Below are 24,503 nucleotides of genomic sequence, written 5' to 3'. Positions count from 1 at the left end.
GCGGGTGTTTGTAACTTATCCATTCATTCCTAAAGCGAAAAAGTCACGGCGCACACCGGCATCGTGACTTTTGCTTTAGATCGAATCTGTCTGTATGTGAGTCTTTTATGGTATGAGTTTAATTAAATTTCACTCAATAGTTGACAATTCTGTGCTTTTTACTTTGATTTACAAAGTACTTTTTAAATATAGAAGAATGAGCACACCTGTAACGCCCGTTACGAGCGAACCGGCTAAAACCGCCCCCGCTTTCCAGCCAACAGAACAACCCGAAGTGATTCATCCTTTAACCGATCAAACACCCTGGTGGTGGCTGGCTTTCCGGCAGCCGACCTTCCGCTGGGGACTCGGGTTTGTGGCGGTTTCGGCCACCCTGTTTGCCCTCTATGAGTATTACGTGACCCGAAACGGATCACCCGCCCACATGACGGTTTTCGTGTTCCATTACGGGCTTGCCATTGCTTATACCGCCTGGATTCTGACGAGTAAGGAGTTGAATCTCTATACGCAGCCACCCCAGGGGCACCCGGCCCGTATGCTCATGCTGGTGTTGTGGCTGATCAGTGCCTATGCGCTGAACCGGGACATACCGGTGTTTCAGGAATCGGTTCCGTGGCTGAAAGTGATGTTGATTTTTGCAGGCTTTCTGATGATAGGTTCCACCTGGCTGGATGGTCTTTCGGTTCGGGGACAGCAGGCGTTGGTGTTCGGCCTGGCCGTGGTCTGGTGTCTGTTTCTTTACCAGACGGTTTATGTGGCTCCGTATTACCACCTGGGGCTTTTTGGAATCATCCTGCTGGGCATCGGCGGACATATTCTCGTCCCCCTGCTCATCACCATCGCGCTGGGTCGGCTTCTTCAACGAAGCTGGAATGAGCACGAACACCGGCGTCCGGCTATCATCGCCGGTTTTTTCGTGCCGCTCGTCGTTATCTCCTGGTTTTTATACCAATGGACGCAAATCGATACCCGGATTCGGTATGCATCGAACGCGATTACGGCCCGGAAAGACGACGAACTGCCGTCCTGGGTGTTGCTGGCGCAGCAACTTCCGAACGACTGGATTACGGAGCGGTATCTGAAAACCGGGTCGATCTACAGCCAGCAGGGGAGCCGGATGAACAGCGTGTTTGGACGTCAGGATGAACTGAGACGGCACGACCCCCTGGTGTTTATCGCGTCGGCGTACCGAAAACCGGCCGAAGCCTGGAATCAGGACGTGCAGAAACTCATCGGAACGCTGTATACCTCCCGGCACCAAACCGAAGAGCGGCTTCGGTCGGGCTCAAATCTGCGAACGACTAACGTGTTGACACAAGCCCGGATTTACCCCGAATACCGCCTGGCCTATGCCGAAAAAACGCTTCACATACAGAACGGTGGATCGTTATCGCAGGAAGCCTTGTACACGTTTCACCTGCCGCAGGGGGCGGTCGTTACCTCCTTGTCATTGTGGATCAATGGGCGGGAAGAAAAAGGAATTCTGACCACCAAAGCGAAAGCCGATACGGCCTACCGCACCATTGTTGGCGTTGAAAACCGCGACCCTGAGCGCGATCCGTCGGTGGTTCACTGGCGAGAAGGAAACCGCGTAACGGTGCGGGTGTTTCCGTGTCCGGTGGGCGACGCGCGGCAGGTTAAAATCGGCATCACCTCGCCCCTGCGGCTGGAAAACCGGCTGGTCGGGCCGCCCCAACTGGTGTATGAAAACGCCTGGTTTGAAGGCCCCGATGGGCAGGGCGCCACCGAAACCGTAAAAATCGATTTTTCGCAGAAACCGCAAAATCCGGCGTGGCCGGACTTTCTCGAACCCGGATTTTTTGAAAAACCGGTCGAAAAACAACAGATCAGCGAGTCGAATTACCAGCGGTATTGGGAATTTCGCTTTGACGCGCCGAAGCTGGCAACGGGCGGTTTTCGGTTCGATGGGCATACGTACCACCTGCAACCCGCGCGGACGATCACCGAACGATTCAACCCGCAGGCCGTTTTTCTGGATCTGAATCAGGACTGGACGGAAACCGACATCGATGAAGTCCTGAAAATAGCCGAAAACCGCCCGGTCTGGGTGTATGACGAAGGCTTGGTTCAACTGACCAACGCCAACCGCGACGAACTGACCGAACGAATTTTACAACAGCGGTTTAGTGTCTTTCCGATCCATCAAATTCCCAATCCGGCGGTGGTTTTGCTGGTGACAAAAGGCTCCGAAATCGGGCCGCAACTGAGTGATCTGGCCGGGAGTACTTACGCCGAAACGCTGAAGACGCAGGCCAGAAACCGCCCCGCCTTGCGAACGTTTTGTCTCTCAAAACCGTCGGATCTGGTGAAAACGCTGAGCGAACTGAGCATTCTTCAAACGGATTACGGTACGGTTTCGGAGCTACAAACGCTGGTGAAAAACAGGCAGTTTATCCGGCAAATAACATCTGAACAGTCAGTTTCGTTGCCGCAGTCGGGTGTCCGCATCACCCGAACGGCAGAGGTGACTGCAAAACCGTCAGCTCCCAACGCACCCGATCATTTGTTTCGTTTGTATGCTTATAATCACTTGCTAAACCAGTTGGGAACGCGGTATTTCGAGCCGGATTATGCGACGGACTCGCTTGTTGCCGAAGCGCAGCAAGCCAACATCGTTTCCCCGGTTTCGAGCCTGATTGTGCTGGAAACGCAGCAGGACTACGACCGGTTTGGAATCAAAAAATCAAAAGACGGGCTGGACAATGCGACCCTGAAAAATACCGGCGCGGTTCCCGAACCGCACGAATGGGTTTTGCTGATTCTGGCCGTGGTATGGGTTTTCTATCTCTGGCAAAAAGGCAGTTATGTGGGTCTTTGATCTGACCTTCCTCATGGGGCTGGCGTTGGCGGTTTATGTACTGCTGACGCCAGCCCGTCGCCGGTGGATGGCCGTGCTGGGCGGTCTGGCGCTGGCGTCGCCCGGTTTGCGCTGGCTAACGACGGTTTTTGGTTTTCCGATCCGCTTGCAACTGAGTGCGTGGGTCGTCGCGATTTTACAGACGCTGGGTGCCGATGCGACCGTGAGCGGCAATCTGATCCGGCTGAATGGCGTCGATTTTGCCATCGATCCGGCCTGCATGGGCTTGCAGATGACGGGTTTGTCGATGCTGGCGGGCTTATTTCTGGTCGTTCATTTGGAAAACCGCACGCGCATGCAGCTTTCGTTCGGCTGGCTGGTTCTGGTGGCGGTTGGAACGGTTGCGCTACTGATTTTGACCAACCTGCTGCGGATTCTGACCCTGGTCGTTTTCCGAATTGCGCCCGAAGACCCGTTGCACGATCTGGTCGGTCTGGCGTGTCTGTCCCTGTACCTGCTCGTTCCGTTGACCTGGGGCTTGCAGCGGCTTTATAGTCGGGTCGGAAAACCGTTGCCTGCCCATTCGGGCCGGGTCTGGGTGCGGCTGGCAGCGGTTTATGGCGTTCTCGTACTGGCCGGTTTTGGGGTCATTCAGCGGAGCCAGCCGGTTACACCGGTGGCGGTTGATGTTCCGTCCGGCTATGTTTCTCGCCAACTCGATCATGGGTTTACCCAATACAGCAAGACCGGGTCACTGGTGTACGTCAAACCGGTTCGCACGGCCTACAGTGCCGAACACAGCCCGCTGGTGTGCTGGAAAGGCAGCGGATATGTGTTTGGGGCCGTCGCGGAAAAAGTGATCGACGGCCACCGGATTTACGTCGGGTCGTTGCAGCGGGGGCGCGAACGGCTGTATACCGCCTGGTGGTTTACAAACGGCGTTCAGCAAACCATCGGCCAGTTCGATTTTCGCTGGCGGATGCTCCGGGGCGAACCGGCTTTTGCGCTGGTGAACGTCACCGTAGCCCGACCCGCCGACCTGGCGAAAACCGTTCGTGAGTGGTATTGAACGGTCTTCATCAGGAGTAGAATCTGATTCAAAGAAGAATGATGCGAAAATAAGGGTAACAGGCGTATAATTGAATGTTTCTATGTTATAATTATTAGTAACTTTCTGATTGTAAGATAAAAAGCTGTAATAGAATTTTTAATTTTTTGCATTATTACACCAAATAATAAGGACGTTTATCGAACCATTTTGCCGTAAAGACGTTAAAGAGAAAGTAATTTAGAGTAGGTTAGGGATTAGAAGATGAGGAGTTTTGAGATTCCTGAGTCTATTATCGTATGAAACTTTTTAAATGTACACACTGCGGAGAACCGATTTATTTTGAAAACAGTCGGTGTACCCAGTGTGAATACCCGCTTGGCTTTGTAGCCGGGCAACTGGAACTGCTGCCGTTGGAGGCAGCAGGCACCGATACATTCCGGATTTATAACCAGGGCGAAACCCTTTACCGCTATTGTGCCAACCACCAGTACGGCGTTTGCAACTGGTTGGTGGAAGATGGACAATCGCGCTATTGTGAAGCCTGCACGCTGAACCGGACCATTCCAAACTTGAGTAAACCGGAATATCTGCAACGCTGGAAAGTGATCGAAACCGCCAAGCACCGGCTTATTTATTCGCTCCGGCGCATGAAACTTCCCGTTATTGGCCGGTCGGCTGATCCGGAACGGGGTCTTTCCTTCGATTTTCTGGCCGACGGAACCCAGAAACGAATCCGAACCGGTCACATGCGGGGCCTGATTACCATCAATATCGTGGAAGCCGATGACATTGAACGGGAAATGACCCGCCAGAAAATGGACGAACCGTACCGCACGGTGTTGGGTCATTTCCGGCACGAAATCGGGCATTATTACTGGGATCGTCTGATCCGCAACACCGACCGGATCGACCAGTTCCGGGAGCTGTTTGGCGACGAACGGGAGATCTACAAAGATGCCTTGCGGGACCATTACCAGCAGGGCCCTCCGGCGGGCTGGAATCTGAACTACATCAGCGCCTACGCCAGCGCCCACCCCTGGGAAGACTGGGCCGAAACCTGGGCGCATTACCTGCACATTCTGGATACGCTCGAAACCGCTTATGCCTTTGGGCTAAGCGTTCAATTCCAGCCGGTTATGGATTCGATGAGCATGGCGCAGGAAGAAAAAATCGACCCCTATGATCCGGAAGATTTCAAAACGCTGATGGATCTGTGGGGGCCGCTGTCATTTGCCATGAACAATCTGAACCGCAGCATGGGCCACCAGGATCTTTATCCGTTTATCATTCCGCCGGGCGTTTTGGAAAAGCTGAGTTTTATCCATCAGATTTGTTACCAGGCCCGCCAGTAAGGCCGGCAGGCGGTTTTACACCGTGAGCCGCCGGTAAAATCCTTCTTCCAGTTCCAGTAAATCCCGGTGCGTGCCGCGCTCGACAATCTCCCCGTTTTGCACCACCAGAATCTCATCTGCGTGCTGAATCGTGCTGAGCCGGTGGGCAATCACCAGCGTCGTGCGGTTAGCCATCAGGCGCGTGAGGGCTTCCTGAACCAGTTTCTCCGATTCGGTATCCAGGGCTGACGTCGCTTCATCCAGAATCAGAATCGGCGGATTTTTCAACACCGCCCGGGCAATGCTGATGCGTTGCCGCTGTCCGCCCGACAACCGCCCACCCCGGTCGCCGATAACGGTTTGGTAGCCATCGGCCTGGGCCAGGATGAAATCGTGGGCATTGGCAATCTCGGCCGCCCGCATCACGTCGGTTTCCGTGGCTTCGCTGCCAAAGGCAATGTTGTTGAAAATGGTGTCGTTGAACAGAATGCTCTCCTGGGTCACAATTCCCATCAGGTTGCGCAGGGAGTGCATCGTACAATCGCGCAGGTCCACGCCGTCGATCAGAATCCGCCCGGCAGTGGGGTCGTAGAAACGCGGAATGAGGTCGGCGATGGTCGATTTTCCGCCCCCCGACGACCCGACGAGGGCAATGGTTTTGCCTTTTTCCAGCGTAAAACTGATTCCCTTCAAAACCGGCCGGTCGGGCTGGTAGGCAAAGGACACGTTCTGGACTTCGATGTTCTGTCGAAAACCGGGCAGCGTAAGGGCGTTGGGTTTGTCCTGAATAAGCGGCACAGTATCAATCAGTTCCAGCACCCGTTCGCCCGACGCAATCCCGCGCTGCGAACCGCTGAAAGCATTGGAAATCTCCTTGGCCGGGCGCGTTACCTGCGAAAAAATCAGAATGAAGGTAATGAAATCCGAAGCCGATAATTCCGACTGCTGGGTCAGAATCAGCGAACCGCCGTAGAGCAGAATGATGGCGACGACCAGAATGCCCATGAATTCGGAGAAGGGCGACGCCAGTTCGCGCCGGTTGGCCAGCGAGCGGACGGCCCGGCGGTAACCATCGTTTTCGGTTTGGAATTTCTCGGTCACGAAGCCCTCGGCGTTGAACCCTTTCACGACACGCATCCCGCCAAAGGTTTCATCGAGTAGGCTCAGAATGCCGCTCAGCCGCTGTTGGCCGGCCTGGGCGTCCTGCTTCATTCGCCGGACGAGCATGGCGATAAAACCGCCCGAAACCGGGATGACCAGCAGCGCAAAAAACGTCAGGTTGGCCGAAATGTTGAACAGGGCAATGATGTAGGCAATCAGCAGAAAAAACTCTTTGGAAGCCGCCGAAAGGCTGTTAGCGATGGAGTTTTCGACTTCCTGAACGTCGGTGATGGTGCGGGCGATGAGGTTGCCCTTGCGTTCGTTCGAGAAGAAGCCGAGGTGCAACTGAATGGCTTTTGTAAAAACCGTCTCCCGCAGCCGCGCCACCATCCGGGCTTTGAAGCTCTCCAGTTGCCGGACCGACAGATACTTGAATAAGTTGTTGAGCAGGACCGTTGTCACCACAATGCCGCAGACGAACTGCAAGGCACCGAGTTTGCCGTATTGCCGGAAAAAAAGCGCGAAGTAATATTGAAAAACCTCGGTCGGCGAGGTTTCGAACGACAGCCTCGGAGCGGGTTGGCTGAGCAGGGCCTGTAACTTGGCCGGGTCGACTTTATCGAAAAGAACATCCAGCAGCGGGATCAGCAGCGTAAAGTTCAGCACACCAAATACGCTGGCTAACATGGAGGTTAGCAAAAAGGGCGTCAGAAAACGACCCAGCGGTCTGGCGTAAGAAAGTAAGCGAAAATAGGTTTTCATTGCCTGCAAAGATAGCGGCTGAAACCGGGATTACCCAGTTTGAAAAATGATACCTAAGATTTGTAGGTATACCGATGTTTTTTGTATACTTGCCCTCATGAACAGCAATCAGCAGTTACTTAAAGGCAGTTTGTCCGTCATAATCCTGAAACTACTGGAAGAACAGGAACGCATGTACGGCTATGAAATCACGCAGAAGGTGAAAGCGTTGACGGCGGGGCAGATGGCGATTACGGAGGGCGCACTTTATCCCGCTTTGCACAAACTCGAAGCCGAGGGCTTGCTGACGACCGAAACGCAGGTGGTGGAAGGGCGCGCGCGAAAATACTATTCCCTGACGAAAGACGGCCATACCGAAGCCGTCAGCCGGATTTCGGAACTAGGCATCATGCTGGAGAATCTGCAACGGCTTTTGACCTTAAAACCGGCTATTTGATATGGCACTGACAAACGAACAACTCACGGCAATTGACCGCCATCTGCGGAAAGAAAACTGGCTTCTCAACGAAGACCTGATTGATGAGCTAACCGATCATTACGCCAACGGCATCGAGGAGCAGCTGACAACGGGCGTTCCGTTTGAACTGGCGATGAGCGATATCCATAAAGGTTTCGGTGGACGGAAGGGTTTGTTGAAGATGGAGGAAGACTATCACGCTAATCAGGCGAAAGGACACATCCGGTTGCTTCGATCCATACTGATCAGCTATTTTAAAATGCCACGACTGGGTATTACCGTTCTTTCCAGCCTGGTTCTGTATGGTTTAAATGTGATGTTTCCGCTTTCATTGAAATCGGATTATGTGGGATTTGCCCTCGCCACTGTCGCATTGATCACTTATTTCTTTGCGTTCAGGCGATTGATGTCCTGGCACAAATCCGGATTTGGTCGAAATGAGCAGGTTAATCTCGTCTTGCAGGGATTTAATGCTTTGTTTTTAAGCTTTTTTTACCTGCGGTTATTTCTGCCGGATAAAATCTTGTTGAACTTACATCCAGCCGTGACTACGTTAATCTGTATCGTATTCTTTTTGTACGAAGTCAGCACCCTTGAACTCTTAATGCAGTACAAAAGCAAACGATTGAAAAGCGTACAATCTTAGATTATGCTCTCTCCACACCACCTCACCCTTCTTCGTCAGGACCTCCGCACGCTGGCTCACATCGAGTACGAAGAGGTCGAAAACGAGCTTCTGGACCACTATGCGACATTGACGGAGCAAAAGATGGAGAAAGGGCAATTCTTCGAGTATGCCAGCGCGAATGCCTGGGCAGAGTTGGGGGCCGGACCCGGTTTGAATGCCATTCAGCGGGATTACGAGAAGAATATTCGCAAACAGATTTCAAGCCGTCATCTGGAAATTCTGAAGAGTTATTTCCACTGGCCGACGGTTTTGACAACCTTGTTGATTGGGGTTCTGGTGTATATCGTTATACCTATTTTAGCTGACGATGTACTTCTCTTAATTCTCTTACTCTCCGTATTTATCCAAATGGCTGTCGTTCAGTATTGCTACTATAAAAAGAAAGAACTGGCCGGTACTTCTAAAAAGATTATTTGGGACTCATTGAGTTATCGAGCGGGGATTTTATTAAACAGTGCTAGCTTCTTTCTGAATATGCGTTCCACAGGTGTGATTTTTGGAGTGCAAGGCCCCTTGCAAATAAATGCGGGTATTGGTGCCATTCTCTGCTCCATCGCTATTATTTATTCGATGAGTTTCATTCAACTCTACCGCGAAAATTTTAGCTACAAAATTGCTTACTAATCTATTGAAGAACCATGCTCACGCCACACCACCTCACCCTACTTCGTCAGGACCTCCGCACGCTGGCTCATATTGAGTACCAGGAAGTCGAAAATGAACTTCTGGACCACTATGCGATGCTGACGGAGCAGAAGATGGAGACAGGGCAAGTCTTCGAGTATGCTAGTGCGAATGCCTGGAAAGAACTGGGCGAAGGTATTGGATTGCAACAGATTCAGGAAGAATTTATCAAAAATATTCGCAAACAGATTTCAAGTCGGCATCTGGAAATTTTGAAGAGTTATTTCCGCTGGCCGACGGTTATTGGAACCCTGTTTATTTGCGGGTTGGTTTATCAATTATCGACTGTATTAGGCCCAAAGACTATTTATATTGTAACACAATTCCTCTTTTTATCTCCAGGATTAATTTTGATCTATGCCCTTGTCCGAAAGGAGCATCGTCATACCGATACTCGAAAGCTTGCATGGCAATACATGAATAGCCGTGCTAATATACCAACGGCTTTTTTACAGTTTAATAATATGTTACCATTTTTTCTAAATAATGAGGATAAGCCAACACCGTTTCTTCTAATGCATCCATCTATTTCAACGGGTTTAGCTTGTGTTCTTCTTATTTATACACTCACCTTCATGGAACTCTACCGCGAAAACTTTAGCTACAAAACCGCTCACTAGCCTAGCCCCAGACTTGAGTGCGCCGACACGCTTACTCAAAATTCTCGGGGTTCTACACCTTTATGCGTCCGATTTCGCGTTATTTGTAGCATACAACCTTGTAAAAAACGCATGTATCTTCGTTATCTGGCCGTCAGCCTGCTTTTGACCCTTGGCTCCTGCGGAATTATTTCGCCCAACTCGTCCAGTTCCGACCGGTTTTCGACCAGTCCGGAGAAATTTGCTGTTCAGCCGGGGCAGGTCGATGAAGCATCGGGCATGGTTGCCAGTCGCTCGATGGATGGTCGGTTGTGGGTGCAGGAGGACGGTGGAAATCCCGCCGAAATCAACCTCATGACCACCGATGGCAAGGTGGAAAAGCAGTTTTCGATACCGGGTGCCTCCAACCGTGACTGGGAAGATCTGGCCATCGGGCCGGGGCCGCAGGACGGGGTTTCATACCTCTATCTGGCCGACATCGGCGATAACCTCAAGCAAAACGATCTCAATTATATCTACCGGTTTCCGGAACCGAAAAATGCCAACGAATCCGTCAACGGCGTTGAACGAATCAGCTTTCGGTATGCCGACGGTGCCCGCGATGCCGAAGCGATCCTGCTCGACCCCCAAACCCGCGATCTCTGGATCGTGAGCAAAGCCGAAGAAAAAGTACGCATCTACCGGCTGCCATACCCCCAAAGCACGAGCGTTGAGATGAAGGCGGACTATTACGGCGAACTACCCCTGACGCTGATTACGGGTGGCAGCGTTTCGGCGGATGGCAACGAAATTGCGTTGATCTCCTACCTGGGTGCGTATCACTGGCGTCGCAAAAGCGGGCAATCGCTGGCGGATGCGATGCAAAAAAACAGCTTTAAAACCCTGGCGACTGACCCGCTCGGCATCCAGAGCGAAACCATCTGTTTCGATAAAAACAGCAATGGCTACTACACCCTGCCCGAAAAAGGAAGCCAGGCGTCGGTAACCTTAAACTACTACAAACGGTTATAGGACGTTGATGCAGGGGAGACTCCCCGGTTCGAAACGCTTAAAACCCCATCGTCTTGTCTAAAACCGCTGCCATCGTTGGAGCCGGCATTGCCGGCATTGCCGCTGCTATTCGGTTGGCCGTCAAAGGCTACCGCGTCGATGTGTTCGAAGCCAATGCCTATCCTGGCGGTAAATTGTCCGGTTTTTCGCTCGACGGTTTTCGGTTCGATGCCGGGCCGTCGCTCTTCACCATGCCGCAGTTGGTCGAAGACCTGTTCCGGCTGGCGGGCCGAAATCCTGACGATTATTTTAAGTACAGTCGGCTGGACGAGACTTGCCGGTATTTCTGGGATGACCACACGCACCTGACCGCCTGGGCTGATCGCGACGGTTTTGCCCACGAAGTAGAAACCCAACTGGGCGAGCCCGCCGATCACCTGCTGGCGCATCTGGCCGACAGCGCGGCCAAATACCGCATCACCGAAAAACTGTTTCTGCACCGCTCGCTGCACAAGCTATCGACCTGGTTCAACCGCGACGCGCTGTACGGCTACCTGAATTTGCCGAAGCTGGAGGTGTTCAAAACCATGAACCGGGCTAATGAACAGCGGTTTCAAAACCCCAAACTCGTTCAGCTTTTCAACCGCTACGCGACCTACAACGGCTCCGACCCCTATCAGACGCCCGCTACGATGAACATCATTCCGCACCTGGAATACAACATCGGGGCATTTTTTCCGAAAGAAGGCATGATCGGCATCACCAACAGCCTGGTCCGGCTGGCGGAAGAACTGGGCGTACGGTTTCACTTCAACACGCGGGTGACGGAATTGGTGACGGAAGGAGAACGGATTGTGGGCGTCAGAACCGGGAATGGAGACGGTATGCGAAGCGAACCAAAACCCTACGATGTCGTCATTTCCAACATGGACGTCGTCAGCACGTTCCGGCGGCTGTTGCCCAACGCCCGGCAGCCGGAGCGGATTTTACGGCAGCCGAAATCCAGTTCCGGATTGATTTTTTACTGGGGAATCAAGCGGAAATTTCCGGAACTGGGCCTGCACAACATCATTTTTAGTTCTGATTACCGCGCCGAATTTGACCACATTTTCAATCAGAAAACGCTGTCGGACGACCCCACGGTTTACCTCAACATCACCTCTAAACACAAACCGGACGATGCGCCACCGGGTTGCGAAAACTGGTTTATTCTGATCAATGCGCCGAACAATACGGGCCAGGATTGGGAGGCTCTGATTGCCAAAACCCGGCAGAACGTCATTCGAAAACTGAGCCAGAACCTCGGTGTCGACATCGCGCCCCTGATTGCCTGCGAAGCCATTTTAGACCCCATCCAGATCGAAAACCGCACCTCAAGTTCGCAGGGCGCGTTATACGGCAACAGTTCCAACAACCGGTTTGCGGCTTTTCTGCGCCACGCTAACTTCTCGCACCAGTTCCGAAACCTATATTTTGTTGGCGGCAGTGTGCATCCGGGGGGCGGCATTCCGCTCTGTTTGCTGTCGGCTAAAATTGCGACGGACTTGCTATAAGTTGTCTGGTAATCCCTTCAGCTAACCTCCGAAAGGCTGAAAACCGTATATTGCAAGCTTTGCACTGAAACTCGACGGCATGGATACCTCGTACCTGATTATCATTTTCAGTTTATCGGTTCTCCTTTCGTACGTGTTCGACTTGCTCAGCAGCCGTTACAAAACGCCGTCGGTGATTTTGCTGCTGGCGTCGGGCATGTTGATGCGGCAGGTGACGAATTATTTTGCGTTTCAACTGCCGTATGTCGACACCATTTTGCCGACTTTGGGGACCCTGGGGCTGATTTTGATCGTATTGGAAGGCGCACTGGAGTTGGAGTTGACGGGGGAGAAGCTGGGAATGATCCGCCGGGCCTTCTGGGCATCGCTGTCGTCCATTCTGGTCACGTCGCTGCTCATGGCCTCGCTGTTTTATGTGCTGATGGAAGCGTCGTTTTTCAAGTGTCTGGTAGCCGCCACGCCGTTTGCCGTCATCAGTAGTGCCGTGGCCGTTCCGGGCAGCAACAACCTGAACCCAACGAGCCGGGAGTTTGTCGTCTACGAATCGTCGCTGTCCGATATTTTGGGCGTCATGATTTTTAATTTTCTGGTTTACAACGCTTCCGGTGGTATTCTGTCGATTTTGTCGTTTGCCAAAGACACCATCATCATGGTGATTATCTCCCTGATCTGTTGCTTTTTCCTGCTGTATCTGATCAGTAAAATCAGCCACCGGATCAAATTCCTGCCGATCATTTCCGTTCTTTTTCTCGTTTACGCCGTCAGTCGGATTTACCAGCTTTCCCCGCTTTTGCTAATTTTGGTTTTTGGGTTATTCCTCAACAACACTGAACTGTTCATCCGGGGCCGGCTCGACCGAATCTTTAAAAATGAGCTGTTTGAAAAAGAACTGGATCAGTTCAAAAACCTGACGGCCGAGGGAGCTTTTATTGTCCGGACATTTTTCTTCCTGCTGTTTGGCTATGCCTCCGATTTTTATACCCTGATTGAACCTGACGCGCTGATTGTGAGTTTTTTACTCCTGTTGATTCTCTATTCCGTCCGGACGGGCGTGTTGCGGTTGTCATTACCGGGCAGTATCAACCCGGTGGTTTTTATCGCCCCGCGCGGGCTGATTACGGTTTTGCTGTACCTCAGCATTCCGGATAATCTCAAACTGGTGGGTTTCCGCGACGGTATTCTGATGGCCGTGGTGTTGCTGACGGCGTTGGTCATGATGGTGGGCGTCATCAGTTATCGGGATGACACCCCTGCGGACTAAACGGCACCTCCCGAAGGGTTGCCGGTACGATATGCCAGAAAACCGTACCACTTCCGCGTTTTCCAGTACGTCAGATTGTGCTCATTATCAAAGGCTTCACGTTCGAAGCTGATGTTGCGGTACGCATCATAATGATGGTTGTATTGCCAGCGCCGGATCAGGTATTCCAGCAAATACCAGACATAGAAGGGGAGGATGCCCAGTTCCAGTTGCTGGCGGAGGTGTATGCGTTCGTGGTGGAGCAAAACCGCATCCGGGCGTTTTGTCCGTACCAATACGAACGGAAATAATGCCATGCCACTGACCCACAAAAACGGTATGCGAACGATAATCATAGAGCAATTTTAAAAAGAGAGCAGAAGGGCTTTCCCACGCCCCATCCGTTGTCTGCTAATACCCAAGGTAAGTTGTTCAGGTAACAAAATAAAACCGCTCACCATTCCTTTTTCACCTTTTGACAAACTTTACGACCCGGTTATTTCCGATCTGTTTCCCTCCGAAAAAAACATTGTATATTTGAGAAAGACCGGATTCCCGGCGTTGTCATAACCTACATTTTAGTGTTCTTACTCTATGAAAAAAACCGTGCTTTACGTTGCGTTAAGCCAGTGCCTGCTCTGGTCGGCGGTGGCGCAAACGCCCAAGAAATCGACTCCCGGACGGCCTGCTCCCAAACCGGCCGCCACGGTTTCGACCGCTCCGAAAGCCCCATCGACCGAGTCGGCGGCACGCATCAAATTTACTGAATACGATTTACCAAACGGCTTGCATGTGATTCTGCATCAGGACAATACAACGCCCTTGGTGGCCGTCACGATGATGTACCACGTCGGCTCGAAAAACGAGCAACCGGGTCGCTCGGGGTTTGCCCACTTTTTCGAACACCTGATGTTTGAAGGCTCCGATAACATCAAGCGCGGTGAATACATGAAAATAGTAAAAGGCGCCGGGGGGCAGTTGAACGCCAACACATCCACCGACCGGACGTTCTATTACGAAATCCTGCCATCCAACAAACTGGAACTGGGCTTGTACATGGAATCGGAGCGGCTTTTGCACGCCAAAGTCGACGAAAAAGGCGTTGAAACCCAGCGCGAAGTGGTGAAGGAAGAACGGCGGCAACGGTATGAAAACCAGCCGTACGGCACGTTCTTTCCGCAGGTTTTGAGCCATGCGTTCAAAGTTCACCCCTACAAATGGGCGCCCATCGGCTCGATGGAAGACCTGAATGCGGCCAAAATCGATGAGTTCCGGGATTTCTACAAGGAATTTTATATTCCGGGCAATGCCATTCTGTCCATCGCCGGTGACATCAATCCCGAGGATACGAAAAAGCTGATTGAGAAATATTTCGCCGAAATTCCGAAAGGAACGAAAACACCGTATCGCCCGACTGTAAAAGAGCCGGTTCAAAAAGCCGAGGTGCGCGACATCGTATACGACAACGTCTCGCTGCCGGGCGTCTTCCAGGCCTATCACATGCCCGCCCAGGGTGATCCGGATTATTACGCGCTGGATGTGTTGCAAACGCTGCTCGCAGCCGGTGAAAGCTCCCGGATGAACAAGGAACTCGTTGACAAACAGCAGAAAGCCGTTCAAACTGGGGTGTTTCCCCTCTCCACCGAAGATCCTGGTTTGTTTATTTCCATCGGGATTGCCAACATGGGCGTCAAAGCCGAAGACCTGGAAGCGGGGATGAACGCCGAGATCGAAAAATTGAAGAAAACCCTGGTTACCGATGCCGAATTCCAGAAGGTGAAAAACCAGATTGAAACCAATTTCGTAAACCAGAACGCGGGTGTAGCCGGTATTGCCGAAAGCCTGGCCAACTACAAAATGTATCTGGGTGATGCCAACCTGATCAACACGGAACTGGAAAGGTATAACAAAGTGACGAAGGAAGACCTGCGCCGGGTGGCCAACAAATACCTCACGAAAGAAAACCGCGTGGTGTTGTATTATCTGCCCAAGGCGATGGAGCCTAAAAAAGAGGGCAAGGGGGAATAAGCAAATAAGGAATATCGAACACTGAATATCGAATTTTGAATATCGAATGATGAAAGCAAACTATATTCTGGCTGCGGGCTTGATGGCTCTTGGTCTATCGGTTCAGGCGCAAACGCTTGACCGGTCAAAACTGCCTGCCGATGCCCCGGCACCGGTCATTAAAGTGGGCAAACCCGTGTCGTTTACGCTCGCCAACGGCCTGAAAGTGTTCGTGGTACAAAATAATAAACTGCCGCGCGTCGGTTTCAGTCTGCTGTTCGACTACCTGCCTATCCGCGAAGGCGACAAGGCGGGCTACGTCAGCATTGCGAGCCAGTTGATCAAAACGGGGACCAAAACCCGCACGAAAGACCAGATTGACGAAGCGGTTGATTTCATCGGCGGTAGTCTGAACACCTCACCAACCGGCGTTTATGCGATGTCGCTGAAAAAGCACACGCCCAAAATGCTGGAAGTGATGTCGGACGTGGTGCTGAACCCGAAGTTTACGCAGGAAGAACTGGACAAGCTGAAAAAGCAGACCAAATCCGGGCTGGCGTCGCAGAAAGACAATCCGGCGGCCATTGCCACGCGGGTGAGCAGCATGCTGGTTTACGGCAAAGACCACCCGTATGGCGAGCCGGATTCGGAAGAAACCGTCGACCGGATTACGCTCGACGATTGCCGTAAATTCTACGAAACCTATTACCGGCCCAACATCGGGTATCTGGCCGTGGTAGGCGACATTACCCCCGAAGAAGCGCGCCCGATGGTGGAGAAATACTTTGGCAAATGGCAGCCGGGCGAGGTTCCGAAACCGAATTATGACACGCCAAAACCGCCCGCCAAAACGACCATTGCGCTCATCGACCGGCCGAGTTCAGTGCAGTCGGTGGTATATATCACGCATCCGGTTGTGCTGAAACCGTATACGCCCGAGTCGATTCAGGCCAGCCTGACCAACGACATCCTGGGCGGTGGCGGTGGCAACGCCCGTTTGTATAACAACCTGCGCGAAAAACACGGTTATACCTACGGCGCGTATTCGTCGCTGACGAGCGACCGGCTGGTGGGCCGTTTCCGGGCCAACGCCAATGTGCGGAATGCGGTGACAGACAGTGCCGTAGCGGAATTTATGACGGAACTGAAAGCGATCCGGAGTTCGAAACCGACGGCTGAAGAACTGAAAAGTACGAAAAACACGTTTGCCGGGAATTTCATTTTCACGCTGGAAGACCCCGAGACGATTGCCAATTTTGCGATCAATACTGCTCGCTATAATTTGCCGGAAGACTTTTTTGCCAATTACCTGAAAAACGTCGATGCCGTCACGGAAGACCAGGTTGAAGCTTCAGCCGCCAAGCTGATCGATCCGGAACACGCTTATATTGTGGTGGTGGGGAAAGCCGCCGAAGTGGCCGACAAATTGAGACGGTTTGGCGACATTGTTTATTACGATGTCAACGGCACGAAAGTGGAAGCGCCCGCTCCCGGCAAACTGACGACCACGCCGGTGGGTGTGACGGCGGATCAGGTGATCGAAAAATACGTGACTGCGATCGGCGGGAAAGACGCCATTGCGAAAATTAAGGATGTCACCCAAAAGCTGACGACCGAGATTCAGGGCACGAAAATAGACATTGAAAGCAAGCAGAAAGGGCTGAACAAGTTTTCGCTGGCCGTAACGGCACAGGGGCAGGTGGTGCAGAAAGTGACTTCCGATGGCACGAAAGTGAAAATGGAAGGCGCTGGTCAGTCGAAAAACGTGACGGACGAAGAAGCCAAGATGGAAATTCTGAAGAATGCTTCTTTCGCTGAATTGCTGTATCCGACGCTGGGAGCCAAAACCACCCTTGTCGGCACGGAAAAAGTGAATGGAAAAGACGCCTTCAAAATTGACGTGACGCTGGGCAAAAAGACCATTTCGGAATTTTATGATACCGAAACCGGCCTGAAAGTGCAGCACACGGCCATTGAGCAGACTCCGCAGGGTGAAATGGCCATCAATACTGGCCTGAGTAATTACAAAGAGGTGAACGGCGTGAAGTTCCCGCACACCCTGACCCAGAATCTGGGCCCCATGACGATGAAAATGGAAACCCAGTCGCTGGTGGTGAATACCGGGCTGGATGACAAGGAGTTTGTGGTGCAGTAAGTGCGGTTTATGGTATACGGTTTTCGGTGGCTGGCGCGTGCTTTTTGTGCGTTAGCCACCGAAAATTTTTACAATATTTTTTCCTTTCTTGACTGGTAAGAGGAAGTAGTATTCTTCAATTGGCATCCCGCATACGGTTTTCGGGAAACGGCGGTTTTGGTCGGTTCTGGGTGAGGTATTTGATAACGATGCCACATGATTGCTGCTTTTAAAACAAAGTTGATGCGTTTCTTCGTGATATTCTTGCCGCTTGTACTGCTTGTTTGGCAATGCAGTCAGTTTGGCTATCATTCTGTTGGCGGATTCCCAAGCAGGGCTGGTGCTCATGCAAAAGCATTAGAGCATTTACATTTCTGGTATTACTGGATCACTACAGATATGTATAAAATAGAGTATTCGTACCTTGAAAACGGCGCGTATAAACGCGAAGCCATGTGGTATTTTAAGGACAAAAATAGATTAGGGTTAGAAGAGGATATCGGTAGTGGTTTTTATGTACTGTGGCCCGGCATCAACCGTTCCGAAATAAAGCGGTTGATCGTGCAAACTCAACAAGGAATGCCACTAAACAGCATCCTTCGGAAATCAATTTTGCCTGGAGATACCCGGGATATTGAGGCCAGATAAGGCTTTATATCTCATGATGTACACTGATTCAAGAAAAAATATATGCTTAATCGCACTTGGCAAAAGCAACTCGGAGGAGTGACTCTAAATACTATTTGTTACCTGGTTTTGTGTGCTGCTCTATTTCCTTTCTGGCTACTGTTTGGTGTTTTGGCTAGTGAAACCGCTCTTTGGCAAAAAGTGTTGTGGCATATTGTTTTTCCTTTAGTTGGGCTGCCCTGGCCCGAATCCGTCGCAGGCGTTTTGGTCTGCTTGTTATCAAATGCAATATTATGGGGTACTATTGCTCAACTATTAACTCATTTTAAATACTTAAAAAAGTGAGTTTTCTATGATGATAATGAACAGATAATTAGTAAAAGTCTGGCTTCGTTTTTAAAGTATGATAGTGGTTTTAAGACTACTATTGTAAGGAATAAGTAATCGAATAAGAGTAGGGTTTACTTCATAAAGCCTGTTGAAGGAATTACAATGTGAGCACTTAATACTAATTCAGAATAGATGTAGCGTATATTTAGGCTATGAAATATACCGACAAAATAAAAGAAGAGGTTGATTTCCTGCTTGATGCCGAAAAACGGCGGGGTAATGCTTTGAATAGGGATCGAGCCCGATTTTTACGCTTACTGAAATCAGGCGAGTGCAATTCGCAAGCCGCTGCCGGAGCCGTCATTGGCCTGTGCCAACGCCATTCGCAACGACTCTGGCAAACCTACCAGCAAGGTGGTTTTGAAGCTTTGATGATTGGGCCTTCCCGCCGAGGTTGGGGCAAGCTCAGTAGCGTGCAAATAAGTCGATTACGCCAATTTCTGGTAGACAACCAGGCTCAAACGCTGGCCGATATTCAAGCGTATTTAGCGGGCAGTTTAGGGGTATCCTACACCATCGGCGGAGTGAGTGATTTGTGTAAACGACTCAAAATCAAACGAAAAATCGGTCGTCCTGTCAATGTCCGCCAAGAACCCGGAGCCCTTGAATTTTTTAAAAAAGTTTAGCCAACTACGGGCTGATTATAGAGACGAAGCCATTTTGTTTCATGATGAACTGCGGGCGGGAACCCGCACCGAACTGGGTCACAAATGGACTCCGATGGGCTATCGCCCAAAGGCTCCAGTACGCATTGGGTACGAAAACACCTATCTTTATCTGACCCTTTGCCCCTTCAGTGGGGAAGGTTTTGCGGCTTTTTTACCGCAATTGAACAGCGCATCATTCGCCTGGTTTATCGCTAAAGTGCAAGCATGTGTAGGTCAAAAAACGCTCTTTATCGCCGATGGAGCTACGGCTCACAAACCCGAATTGTTTGATAAGGAGAAACTGGTGTTCGAGCGATTACCTGCAGCCTGTCCCGAGTGGTCCGCCACCGCGGCTAAACCCGGTCGAACGCTTTTTCAAGGAAGTTCGCAAACAGTTGAAAAATCGAGTGTTTGATTCCTTACAGCAAGCCCAGGAGCGCATTCAAATTATTGTTGAACAGCTTTTCGAGCAGGATGGAAAAATCGTTTCACTGACTTGTTTTCCATACCTGAAAAATACGCTATCTCAAATATGAATTAGTATAAGTTGACAATAAACGCGGCATTCCTGATGTAGAACCGCACCGTAGCGATGGGTAACTGAAAATCATAGACCTGTATATATAGTATAACATTAGGTTTTTCGGGAAGATAAACGGATTCATTTATCGGTGAAAGGAAAACATATTTACTTGTACAATAGCATACAACTAAAATGGCCACTTTAGATACTATCTCAGTAGGACCGGAAAAAGAAATAATCCTGCTTGATTTTAACTATGACACCGATTCTATACTGGAAATAAATGAACGTTTGGGCCCATTCTCTAGTGATATTACTTTTAAATATAGCAATGTTAGAGATCCTTTGAGTGAATTCTGGAATAAGACAGAAATAGCGTGTGTAGCTGGCTGCTGTGGAATCAATGCTTTTGTACTTTGGCCGGAGGAGATTGTTGAGGTAGTAAAATATCTTGATATAGAGGTACTTGTTAGCCAGCTAGAAAGAGTCAAAGAGCAAGCACTTGTTAGTGACGCCCAAATAATTAGCTATCGTCGGCTCAATTATAATTTTGCAAGGCGTTCTTTTTTAGAGTTGATGGATTATCTAATAACAGAAATCAAACAGTGGGCTTAGAGTTAAATGATCATAAGATTGACTAAACTATTATGCAAAGCCAAGCTGACCCATTACTAAAAGAACTGCTAGCCGTTACTGAAGAGGTTTATTCATAGCTGACGTTACCGCCCAATTGGCCGGATTCCCGATTTCCGAACGTCGGCGACGACGATAAACCGGTAGCGGGGGTCTTTGTCGAACGAGTCTTTGGAGGAACGGTAATGCCGCTGGGCGCGTTGACGGGCTTCGGTGAAGAGTTTTCGGGAGGCTTTCCGACGGCGGACTGACATGATTTTCCGTAAATCGACATCGCCTATCATCGAGGTTTCCAGACAGGCCAGGTCCTTGTGTTCGGCGTCGCGGTAGTAACCCAGCACGCAGTGGTCGGCCAGCAACACCAGAACCGGGTCGATGTGAATGGAGCGCAGCACCGACGCCATCAACACCATGCCATCGACGCAGTTGGCCTGCCGGTTGTTCCAGGTCTGGTCGATCGTCCGAATGCGCTGGCTGTAGAGGTTTTGCGAAATGCCGGTACTTGAATTGGTGGAGATCGAACTGTAGCGAATACCCCGTTTCTGGAGCGCATACCAGATGGAAAAAACCTGATCGTCAACCCGCTTTTTGTCGCCGGTCTGGTAGCCATCGAAGCCATCCACAATGTCGGTTTGCAATGCCTGACTCAAGACTTCGTCCACAACCGGATCATCTTCGTTGATGTAGGCCACATACATGTAATTCAAATCCAGGTCGCCCGTACCGGTTTCGTCGTCTTCCCAATAATACGGGCAGTCGTTGACGGAACGCATCGTGGCCACCACCGTCCGATGGCCGACTTTTTCGTTGTTGATGTAGGTTGTGACTGTGAAATTAACCGGGGTGGGTTGCAGCAAACCGCGCAGTTTTTCAAAATTCCAGGGAATGCGGGGCGTTATTTCGTAGTTTTTATCGGGCTCCTGCAAAATGCCCTCATAAACAGCCGCTTCACTAAAGGGCGTTGCGCCGACTTCCACCCGAACCGAGGTGTTCAGGCCGGGATTGTGAAAAGAAACCGCCACGTTCCCGTCGCCATCGCCTAATCGATAATTTTTACTCTTTTCGGACAGAGCCGCGCGCGCCAGCAGATAGGAAGGGAAAAGCTGTTGTTCCATGCCCACCACCACCGATATCCGCTGCCGGTTTCCCCACGCCGTGGCGGGAGAAGAAGAAACATGCGCCAATGCATCCCCGCTGGTCTCAACAGGTGCCAACTGCGAATAACCAGGGAGCAAGAAGAAATAAAATACACTAAAAACAAGTGCATTGCACAATAATCTCATTTCGGTTAAAACAGTTACGATAGAATCTACGGGTGGCTTTGCGAATTAACAAAATAGTATCAATTTAGTCAATAGGTAACCTCGGGGTGGATTCAACATTTTTTTGTACTATTGTGCGGATTTTAAAATCGTATGCGCGCTGCACTGGCTTACATCCTGCTCATTGCGACCCTGCTGCCTCTGTTCAGTCAGTGGGGGACCATTGCGTATTACCATGCCAATAGGGATTATATTGCAAAAGTCCTGTGCGAAAACCGCGCCAAACCGGAGCTGCATTGCGACGGACAATGTTTTCTCGCCAAAAAACTGACCGCTCAACAGGAGCAGCAGGATAAAGCAACCACGGAACAGGTGCAGAAAACGCCTGATTTTCAATTATTCTATCAGTCGAATTTGCCGTTTTTATTTCAGCCGGTTGTCATTGCTCAGACGACGGTTTTGCCGGCTTATCTGCCGGGATCGTATTCCTCCCCACAGGATTCGTTGTTCCAGCCTCCGCAGGTTTGATGGTTTATTGTCAGACCTGTCAGGTTTCAAAAACCTGACAGGTTCCCGGTTTAACCGATGGAAGGCTTCCATCGGTTTGCTCGTCAATTTCATCAAACCGAAGCAACTTCATGACTTTTTTATACCGGCTCGTGGTCACGGTTTTCGTGACTTTGGCGCCATTCGGGCTATACGCCCAATCCCTTATTCAGGGCACCATTTTCGATGCCCAAACCAAAGAGCCCCTGGCGGGCGTCTCCATCTCTTCGGAAGACCGCAAAACCGGCACGCTGACGAATGCCAACGGTCAGTTTTCTTTCCATTCTGCCACGGAAAAGCTGCTGATTTCGGCCATTGGCTTTCAATCGCAGGAGGTAACGACCTCCGAAAAACCGCTGCGTATTGCCCTGGCGCCCGCCGTCGAAAATCTGCAAACGATTGTCGTGACCGCCAACCGCGAAGCCCAGAAACGGACCGAAGCGCCGGTCGCCATTTCCCGGCTTTCGCCCACGTTGATCGCCGAAACCAAGCCGACTTTGCTGGCCGAACTCATCAACAAAACGCCGGGTGTGGTGATGCTGAATTACAACAACGAACAACACGGCATGGGCATTCGTCAGCCGTTTGGCACCAGCGCCTACTTTCTCTACCTCGAAGACGGTGTTCCGATCCGGCCGATGGGTGTTTTCAACCACAATGCGCTGATTGAAATGAACGTCTTCACCGTCAGCTCGGTAGAAATTGTAAAAGGTCCGGCTTCGTCGCTCTACGGACCGGAAGCCGTGGGGGGCGCCATCAATTTTATCACGCAACGACCCACCGCCGTCCCGACGTTTCGGGTGGGCATTCAGGGCGATCAGTGGGGCTATGGCCGGGTGCAGTATGGCGGGGGCGGGATGTTGACCAAAAAACTGGGCGTCTATGCGGGCGGTTTTTTTGCCCGGCAGCGGAATAGCTGGCAATCCCGCTCCGACTACGACAAAGTGTCGTTCAATGGCCGCGCCGAATACGCGTTTACGGGTCGGACCAAACTGACGGGTACTTTTTCGTACAACGACTACAATTCGCAAACGGGTGGCAGCGTCGACAGCGTTGCTTTTTACAACCGGCAATACACCTCGACCTCGGATTTTACGTACCGGAAAGTGAAGGCAATCCGCTCGCGGCTGACGCTCGATCACCAGTGGAAAAACGGCTCCGATAGTTACCTGACGGCTTTTTACCGCGACAATTCGATTGGCCAGAACCCGAGTTACGGCATTCGCTGGACGAGTGGCGCAACCAAAGCGACAGGCCAGATCAACGTCAATGCCTTTCGCAGTTATGGCTTCATTGCCCAGCACAGCCAGAAGCTGCCGTTCTGGAACGGACGGGTGATGGCCGGGCTGACCTACGATGCGTCGCCAACGACCTATAACGCCTACCAGATTGAACTGGAAGTCCAGCTTCGACCCGACAAAAAATCGGTGGAACAGTATAAACTGGTGAAAGAACGGCCCGATTTGCTGCTGGCCGATTACGCAGCCGACATGCACAACTCGGCCATTTACGCCCAACTCGACCTGAATCCCTGGTCTGCCCTGCGGATTTCGCTCGGTGGGCGGTTTGACCAGATGGCGTTCGATTATGACAATTACCTCGACCAGAGTACCGGGCGAAAAGCCTACCGCCAGTTTACGCCCAAAGTGGGGTTGACCTACGACCTGGGCCGCGACCGGGGTTTGTATGCCAACTACAGCAAAGGCTTTTCACCGCCGGGTCTGACGTCGATTTTTACCAAACGTGTCAACGTCCAGCCGGGTGATTCTCCCTTTTATTACAACCTCCAACCGGCGTATTTCAACAACTACGAAGTCGGCGGCTGGGCGTCGCTGCTCAACCGGAAAATGTACATCGACGTGGCGGTTTACCAGATGGAGGGCCGCAACGAACTGCTCAACATTCGCCAGCCCGACAACAGCACGGACTACCAGTCGGCGGGAAAAACGCTGCACCGGGGCATTGAATACAGCCTCACGTATCGTCCGTCGGGCGAGTGGTTTTTCCGGTTTGGCGGGACCAATGCCGTCCACCGGTTTGTCGATTTTGCCTTGAGTACGCGGGCTTCCGATGCTGTAAAAAACGTGAACGGCTTCGATATGCCGCAGGCCCCGCGCTGGGTGGCCAACACCGAACTGACGTATAAACCACGCTGGGCCAAAGGGTTGCGGATGTCGGCGGAATGGCAACGCATCAGTTCCTGGTACCAGAACCAGATCAACACGGTTTCGTATGACGACCGGGGCGCGTTCGGTGGTCGGGGTGTCAGCGTCATCAACCTGCGGGCGGGGTATGCCTTCCGGCGGTTTGAGGTATTTGCCAATCTGATGAATGCCACTGACGAACTTTACGCGACCTCGGCCACGCGCGGCAACAACGCCACCGACCGAACTACCTATACGCCCGCAGCACCCCGGACGCTGGTGGGCGGGATTCAGTATAATTTTTCAAAGTGACCTA

General features: G+C 51.3%; 21 protein-coding genes. 18 read left to right on the top strand and 3 right to left on the bottom strand.

Features of this window, described 5'->3' with window-relative positions; translation table 11 throughout:
* Positions 1 to 196 precede the first annotated feature (196 nt).
* From DUE52_RS07705 to DUE52_RS07695, 3 genes are all read left to right on the top strand, one after another.
* Positions 197 to 2,839, top strand: coding sequence for an XrtN-dependent VIT domain-containing protein (locus DUE52_RS07705; RefSeq protein ID WP_165840888.1), 2,643 nt, complete (start codon positions 197 to 199; stop codon positions 2,837 to 2,839).
* Positions 2,826 to 3,887 (top strand): exosortase N, encoded by a 1,062-nt coding sequence (gene xrtN / locus DUE52_RS07700; RefSeq protein ID WP_114405406.1) that lies wholly within the window; start codon positions 2,826 to 2,828, stop codon positions 3,885 to 3,887. Before DUE52_RS07705 ends, xrtN begins: the two co-directional genes overlap by 14 nt.
* Before the next feature lie 278 nt (positions 3,888 to 4,165).
* A complete protein-coding gene (locus DUE52_RS07695; protein ID WP_114405405.1) occupies positions 4,166 to 5,221 on the top strand; it encodes a zinc-binding metallopeptidase family protein in 1,056 nt (351 codons plus the stop codon).
* Between the two features lie 15 nt (positions 5,222 to 5,236).
* Here the strand turns inward: DUE52_RS07695 and DUE52_RS07690 are convergent, their stop codons facing one another.
* On the bottom strand, positions 5,237 to 7,063 hold the full coding sequence (locus DUE52_RS07690) for an ABC transporter ATP-binding protein (RefSeq protein ID WP_114405404.1): 1,827 nt from the start codon (positions 7,061 to 7,063) through the stop codon (positions 5,237 to 5,239).
* A gap of 97 nt (positions 7,064 to 7,160) precedes the next feature.
* Between DUE52_RS07690 and DUE52_RS07685 the strand changes: the two genes are divergently transcribed.
* From DUE52_RS07685 to DUE52_RS07655, 7 genes are all read left to right on the top strand, one after another.
* Positions 7,161 to 7,499 carry a PadR family transcriptional regulator gene (locus DUE52_RS07685; RefSeq protein ID WP_114405403.1) on the top strand — a complete coding sequence of 113 codons (339 nt, stop codon included), beginning with the start codon at positions 7,161 to 7,163 and terminating at the stop codon, positions 7,497 to 7,499.
* 1 nt (position 7,500) lies between these two features.
* Entirely contained in the window at positions 7,501 to 8,166 is a 666-nt protein-coding gene (locus DUE52_RS07680) for a hypothetical protein (protein ID WP_114405402.1), read from the top strand.
* A gap of 3 nt (positions 8,167 to 8,169) precedes the next feature.
* Entirely contained in the window at positions 8,170 to 8,832 is a 663-nt protein-coding gene (locus DUE52_RS07675) for a hypothetical protein (protein ID WP_114405401.1), read from the top strand.
* 14 nt (positions 8,833 to 8,846) lie between these two features.
* Positions 8,847 to 9,512, top strand: coding sequence for a hypothetical protein (locus DUE52_RS07670; protein WP_114405400.1), 666 nt, complete (start codon positions 8,847 to 8,849; stop codon positions 9,510 to 9,512).
* A 111-nt stretch (positions 9,513 to 9,623) separates the two neighbouring features.
* The gene (locus tag DUE52_RS07665; RefSeq protein ID WP_229312095.1) at positions 9,624 to 10,502 is read left to right on the top strand and encodes a PE-PGRS family protein; all 879 of its coding nucleotides are present in this window, start codon (positions 9,624 to 9,626) and stop codon (positions 10,500 to 10,502) included.
* Positions 10,503 to 10,555: 53 nt separating this feature from the next.
* Complete coding sequence (gene crtD / locus DUE52_RS07660) at positions 10,556 to 12,034, top strand: 1-hydroxycarotenoid 3,4-desaturase CrtD (protein WP_114405398.1); 1,479 nt, start codon at positions 10,556 to 10,558, stop codon at positions 12,032 to 12,034.
* Between the two features lie 79 nt (positions 12,035 to 12,113).
* Positions 12,114 to 13,295 carry a cation:proton antiporter gene (locus DUE52_RS07655; protein WP_114405397.1) on the top strand — a complete coding sequence of 394 codons (1,182 nt, stop codon included), beginning with the start codon at positions 12,114 to 12,116 and terminating at the stop codon, positions 13,293 to 13,295.
* On the opposite strand, the gene DUE52_RS07650 is transcribed toward DUE52_RS07655, so the two are convergent.
* A complete protein-coding gene (locus tag DUE52_RS07650; RefSeq protein ID WP_114405396.1) occupies positions 13,292 to 13,630 on the bottom strand; it encodes a hypothetical protein in 339 nt (112 codons plus the stop codon). The two genes, DUE52_RS07655 and DUE52_RS07650, sit on opposite strands and share 4 nt — an antisense overlap.
* Before the next feature lie 238 nt (positions 13,631 to 13,868).
* Here DUE52_RS07650 and DUE52_RS07645 point away from each other — a divergent pair, with 238 nt between their 5' ends.
* From DUE52_RS07645 to DUE52_RS07620, 6 genes are all read left to right on the top strand, one after another.
* Positions 13,869 to 15,302: a M16 family metallopeptidase gene (locus DUE52_RS07645; protein ID WP_114405395.1), complete on the top strand. Its 1,434-nt coding sequence runs from the start codon at positions 13,869 to 13,871 to the stop codon at positions 15,300 to 15,302.
* 46 nt (positions 15,303 to 15,348) lie between these two features.
* Positions 15,349 to 17,436 carry a M16 family metallopeptidase gene (locus DUE52_RS07640; protein WP_114405394.1) on the top strand — a complete coding sequence of 696 codons (2,088 nt, stop codon included), beginning with the start codon at positions 15,349 to 15,351 and terminating at the stop codon, positions 17,434 to 17,436.
* Positions 17,437 to 17,631: 195 nt separating this feature from the next.
* Positions 17,632 to 18,063 (top strand): hypothetical protein, encoded by a 432-nt coding sequence (locus tag DUE52_RS07635; RefSeq protein WP_114405393.1) that lies wholly within the window; start codon positions 17,632 to 17,634, stop codon positions 18,061 to 18,063.
* Between the two features lie 521 nt (positions 18,064 to 18,584).
* Positions 18,585 to 19,058: a helix-turn-helix domain-containing protein gene (locus tag DUE52_RS07630; protein WP_114405392.1), complete on the top strand. Its 474-nt coding sequence runs from the start codon at positions 18,585 to 18,587 to the stop codon at positions 19,056 to 19,058.
* Positions 19,012 to 19,494, top strand: coding sequence for a transposase (locus DUE52_RS07625; RefSeq protein WP_114405391.1), 483 nt, complete (start codon positions 19,012 to 19,014; stop codon positions 19,492 to 19,494). The genes DUE52_RS07630 and DUE52_RS07625 overlap by 47 nt, the downstream gene beginning before the upstream one ends.
* A 300-nt stretch (positions 19,495 to 19,794) precedes the next feature.
* Positions 19,795 to 20,217, top strand: coding sequence for a DUF6331 family protein (locus DUE52_RS07620; protein WP_114405390.1), 423 nt, complete (start codon positions 19,795 to 19,797; stop codon positions 20,215 to 20,217).
* Between the two features lie 104 nt (positions 20,218 to 20,321).
* Here DUE52_RS07620 and DUE52_RS07615 read toward each other — a convergent pair whose 3' ends face one another.
* A complete protein-coding gene (locus tag DUE52_RS07615; protein ID WP_133299783.1) occupies positions 20,322 to 21,449 on the bottom strand; it encodes a hypothetical protein in 1,128 nt (375 codons plus the stop codon).
* 201 nt (positions 21,450 to 21,650) lie between these two features.
* On the opposite strand from DUE52_RS07615, the gene DUE52_RS07610 reads away from it, so the two are divergent.
* Both DUE52_RS07610 and DUE52_RS07605 read left to right on the top strand, forming a co-directional pair.
* Complete coding sequence (locus tag DUE52_RS07610; protein ID WP_114405388.1) at positions 21,651 to 22,025, top strand: hypothetical protein; 375 nt, start codon at positions 21,651 to 21,653, stop codon at positions 22,023 to 22,025.
* Between the two features lie 110 nt (positions 22,026 to 22,135).
* Positions 22,136 to 24,499, top strand: a complete 2,364-nt coding sequence (locus tag DUE52_RS07605; RefSeq protein WP_114405387.1) for a TonB-dependent receptor — start codon at positions 22,136 to 22,138, stop codon at positions 24,497 to 24,499.
* The last annotated feature ends 4 nt before the right edge of the window (positions 24,500 to 24,503 follow it).

It is taken from the genome of Larkinella punicea, assembly GCF_003334855.1.
Classification (GTDB): Bacteria; Bacteroidota; Bacteroidia; order Cytophagales; family Spirosomataceae; genus Larkinella; species Larkinella punicea.
This window is presented reverse-complemented; position numbering and strand designations above follow the sequence as displayed.

Excerpts from the sequence above, each read along its gene's own strand:
- DUE52_RS07690 (WP_114405404.1), bottom strand. The coding sequence starts at position 7,063 with ATGAAAACCTATTTTCGCTTACTTTCTTACGCCAGACCGCTGGGTCGT.
- DUE52_RS07640 (WP_114405394.1), top strand. The coding sequence starts at position 15,349 with ATGATGAAAGCAAACTATATTCTGGCTGCGGGCTTGATGGCTCTTGGT.
- DUE52_RS07645 (WP_114405395.1), top strand. The coding sequence starts at position 13,869 with ATGAAAAAAACCGTGCTTTACGTTGCGTTAAGCCAGTGCCTGCTCTGG.
- DUE52_RS07685 (WP_114405403.1), top strand. The coding sequence starts at position 7,161 with ATGAACAGCAATCAGCAGTTACTTAAAGGCAGTTTGTCCGTCATAATC.
- DUE52_RS07655 (WP_114405397.1), top strand. The coding sequence starts at position 12,114 with ATGGATACCTCGTACCTGATTATCATTTTCAGTTTATCGGTTCTCCTT.
- DUE52_RS07665 (WP_229312095.1), top strand. The coding sequence starts at position 9,624 with ATGTATCTTCGTTATCTGGCCGTCAGCCTGCTTTTGACCCTTGGCTCC.
- DUE52_RS07610 (WP_114405388.1), top strand. The coding sequence starts at position 21,651 with ATGCGCGCTGCACTGGCTTACATCCTGCTCATTGCGACCCTGCTGCCT.
- DUE52_RS07675 (WP_114405401.1), top strand. The coding sequence starts at position 8,170 with ATGCTCTCTCCACACCACCTCACCCTTCTTCGTCAGGACCTCCGCACG.
- DUE52_RS07670 (WP_114405400.1), top strand. The coding sequence starts at position 8,847 with ATGCTCACGCCACACCACCTCACCCTACTTCGTCAGGACCTCCGCACG.
- DUE52_RS07650 (WP_114405396.1), bottom strand. The coding sequence starts at position 13,630 with ATGATTATCGTTCGCATACCGTTTTTGTGGGTCAGTGGCATGGCATTA.
- DUE52_RS07605 (WP_114405387.1), top strand. The coding sequence starts at position 22,136 with ATGACTTTTTTATACCGGCTCGTGGTCACGGTTTTCGTGACTTTGGCG.
- DUE52_RS07705 (WP_165840888.1), top strand. The coding sequence starts at position 197 with ATGAGCACACCTGTAACGCCCGTTACGAGCGAACCGGCTAAAACCGCC.
- DUE52_RS07620 (WP_114405390.1), top strand. The coding sequence starts at position 19,795 with ATGGCCACTTTAGATACTATCTCAGTAGGACCGGAAAAAGAAATAATC.
- DUE52_RS07680 (WP_114405402.1), top strand. The coding sequence starts at position 7,501 with ATGGCACTGACAAACGAACAACTCACGGCAATTGACCGCCATCTGCGG.
- DUE52_RS07630 (WP_114405392.1), top strand. The coding sequence starts at position 18,585 with ATGAAATATACCGACAAAATAAAAGAAGAGGTTGATTTCCTGCTTGAT.
- xrtN (WP_114405406.1), top strand. The coding sequence starts at position 2,826 with ATGTGGGTCTTTGATCTGACCTTCCTCATGGGGCTGGCGTTGGCGGTT.
- DUE52_RS07635 (WP_114405393.1), top strand. The coding sequence starts at position 17,632 with ATGATTGCTGCTTTTAAAACAAAGTTGATGCGTTTCTTCGTGATATTC.
- DUE52_RS07625 (WP_114405391.1), top strand. The coding sequence starts at position 19,012 with ATGTCCGCCAAGAACCCGGAGCCCTTGAATTTTTTAAAAAAGTTTAGC.
- DUE52_RS07695 (WP_114405405.1), top strand. The coding sequence starts at position 4,166 with ATGAAACTTTTTAAATGTACACACTGCGGAGAACCGATTTATTTTGAA.